This window comes from Phenylobacterium sp. (assembly GCF_030697305.1).
GTDB lineage: Bacteria > Pseudomonadota > Alphaproteobacteria > Caulobacterales > Caulobacteraceae > Phenylobacterium.
The window spans coordinates 1-2,953 of sequence record NZ_JAUYQL010000130.1; the positions used below are offsets into that span (position 1 = coordinate 1).

General features: G+C 69.3%; 3 protein-coding genes. 2 read left to right on the top strand and 1 reads right to left on the bottom strand.

What is annotated here, in order from left to right:
* A partial coding sequence (gene rfaD, locus Q8R27_RS13565) for an ADP-glyceromanno-heptose 6-epimerase (protein ID WP_305699519.1) occupies positions 1 to 791 on the top strand: 791 nt, incomplete at its 5' end.
* A 6-nt stretch (positions 792 to 797) separates the two neighbouring features.
* Entirely contained in the window at positions 798 to 1,940 is a 1,143-nt protein-coding gene (locus tag Q8R27_RS13570; protein WP_305699520.1) for a DUF3089 domain-containing protein, read from the top strand.
* On the opposite strand, the gene Q8R27_RS13575 is transcribed toward Q8R27_RS13570, so the two are convergent.
* Positions 1,924 to 2,953 (bottom strand): ATP-dependent DNA helicase RecG (locus tag Q8R27_RS13575; RefSeq protein ID WP_305699521.1); only part of this gene is annotated, 1,030 nt, incomplete at its 5' end. The genes Q8R27_RS13570 and Q8R27_RS13575 overlap by 17 nt on opposite strands.

Consider the following 2,953-nt stretch of genomic DNA (forward strand, 5'->3'; position numbering starts at 1 on the left):
GCGACATCGACGTGGTGATCCACATGGCCGCGGTGTCGTCGACCACCGAGCCGGACGCGGACAAGATCGTGCGTTCCAACTTCACCTTGTCGCGCGATCTGTTCCGATGGTGCACCGACCATCAGCGCAGGATGATCTACGCCTCCTCGGCGGCGACCTACGGCGATGGCGCGCAGGGGTTCGTCGACGACAACGACCTGGAAGCCCTGATCGGCCTTCGGCCGCTCAACACCTACGGCTGGTCGAAGGCGCTGTTTGACGTCTTCGCCGCGCGTCAGGCGGCCCGCGATTACGCTCCGCCGCAGTGGGCGGGTCTGAAGTTCTTCAACGTCTACGGACCCAACGAGGAGCATAAGCACGCGATGAAGTCGGTGGCCTCGCAGATCTGGCCGCAGGTGCGCGAAGGCCACGCCGTGCAGCTGTTCAAATCGTACCGCGACGACGTTCCCGACGGCGGCCAGAAGCGCGATTTCGTCTATGTCGAGGACGTGGCCGAGGTCGTCCAATGGCTGGTCGACAACGAGGCCGTCAACGGCGTCTTCAACCTGGGCAGCGGCGCGGCGCGGACCTTCGAGGATATGGCGCGCGCGATGTTCAAGGCGGCCGGCAAGCCGGCGCTGATCGACTACAGCCCGATGCCGCCAGCGATCCGCGACAAATACCAGTACTTCACCCAAGCCGACGTCGGTCGTCTGCGCGAGGCAGGCTACGACAAACCGTTCACCTCGCTGGAGGACGGGATCGGCGACTATGTTAGCCGCTACCTCTCTCAGCCCGACCCGTACCGATAGCCGCCAGTGGCCCAGCGGCGCTCAGGTTTCGGCGTCTTGCTGCTGCGCGCAGCGTTGGTGACGGTTGGGCTGCTCCTGGTCGCCGCGGTGATCTGGCGCGACGACATCATCCGCACCACGCTGGACCCGAAGGTGCCATTCCAGACTTATGACCCGCCGGCGGCGCCTGACTATGTCCAGCGTTCGGCCTGGGCGCTGCGGCCGCTGGACGGCGGGCATGGACGCCCGGGCGAGCCCGCCGCGGACGTCTTCTTCGTCGGACCCACCACCTATGACGGCGGGCGTCACTGGAACGCGCCGATCGACGAGGCAAGGGCAGGGCGCGAGTTCCGCCGGGTGATGGCGCCCAACTACGCCGGCCCCTTCGTGCGCCTGGCGCGCATCTACGCGCCGCGTTACCGCCAGGCCAGCCTCTACAGCATGCTGACCCTGCGTGAGGACGCCCGCGAGGCTCGACGCTTCGCCTACGGTGACGTGGCCCAGGCGTTCCGACGCTATCGCGAAGCGGACAACCAGGGGCGGGCGTTCGTGCTGGTCGGCGTCGAACAGGGTGGGACGCTGGCGGCGCGACTGTTGTCTGAGGAGATCATGCCCGATCCGACGATGCGCGCGCGCCTTGCGGCGGCCTATCTGATCGACACTGCGATCCCGGCCGACGCACCGCCGGCGCCGGTATGCGCGCGACCCAGCCAGACGGCGTGCGTAGCGGCCTGGGTCGGCGCCGTGGACGGCGACAAGGTCCGCAGCGAGAGGCTGATCGACCGCGCCCTGGTGTGGACGACGGGCGGTCAGCTCGACAGCCTGGCGGGACGCACGCCGCTTTGCTTCAATCCGTTGCTTGGCGCGGTCACAGACGCTGAAGCGGCGCCCCGCCTGAACCTCGGGGCGGCGAACGCCACGGGGTTGGAGTGGGCGGCCCGACCGCCTTTCCTGACGCGTCAGGTCGGCGCGCGATGTGAGAACGGGGTGCTGCGGGTCACGCGGCCGAACTCACCGTCGCTCAGGCCGTCGGGATCGTGGACGGAGCGGCGCAAAGCGCCCGGTTACAACCTGTTCTACGCCGACCTGGAGGCCGACGCTAAGGCGCGGCTGGCGGCTCTGGCCGCGCGACCGGAAGCCAGCGTCGCGGCGCTCAGCCTGCGTCCTTGAGGGGCGAGGCGGCGCGCCAGTCGAACAGTTCTTGCAGCACGCGCAGCGCCTGGCCGCGCTCGCTGGCGAGCTCGGGGTCACGCGCCAGGATCAGCCTGGCATCGTCGCCGGCCACCGCGATCAGCGCCGCATGGTGGGCCGGGTCGGCGAACACATAGTCCGGGAAGCCGCTCTGGCGCAGGCCCAGCGCGTCGCCGCCGCCGCGTAGCTGCAGGTCCATCTCCGCGATGGCGAAACCGTCGTCGGTGCGTCGCAGGATATCCAGCCGCTTCTGGGCGGTCTCCGACAGCGGCGGATCGTACAGCAGCACGCAGGCGCTCTCGCGCTGGCCACGGCCAACCCGCCCGCGGAGCTGGTGCAGTTGCGCCAGGCCGAACCGCTCCGCCTGTTCGATGACCATGATGGTTGCGTTAGGAACATTCACCCCCACCTCGACGACGGTGGTGGCGACCAGCACGCTGATCCGGCCATCGGCGAAGTCGGCCATCACGGCGTCCTTCTCGGCCGCCGGCATCTTGCCGTGGACCAGGCCGACGCTGGGGCCGATCCGCTCGCGCAGTTCCAGGGCGCGCTGTTCGGCGGCCTTCAGGTCAATGAGTTCCGACTCACTGACCAGCGGGCAGATCCAGAAGGCCTGAGCGCCCTCGGCGACGGCGGCCCGCAGACGCGCCTCCACCTCGTCGGCACGGCCCATGGGTACAGCGCGGGTGGCCACCGGCGTGCGGCCGGCCGGCTTCTCGTCGATCTTCGAAACGTCTAGGTCGCCGTAGACGGTGAGCTCCAGCGTGCGCGGGATCGGCGTCGCCGACATCGCCAGGAAATGCACCGCCTCGCCCTTCGCCTGCAGCCGCTGGCGCTCGGCGACGCCAAATCGGTGCTGCTCGTCGACGACGGCCAGGCGCAGCCGGTGGAACGCCACGTCGTCCTGGAACAACGCATGGGTGCCGACGACGACTTTCACTGCACCGCTGGCGATGGCGCGCAGCTTCTCGGCCCGCGCCGCGCCCTTGTCG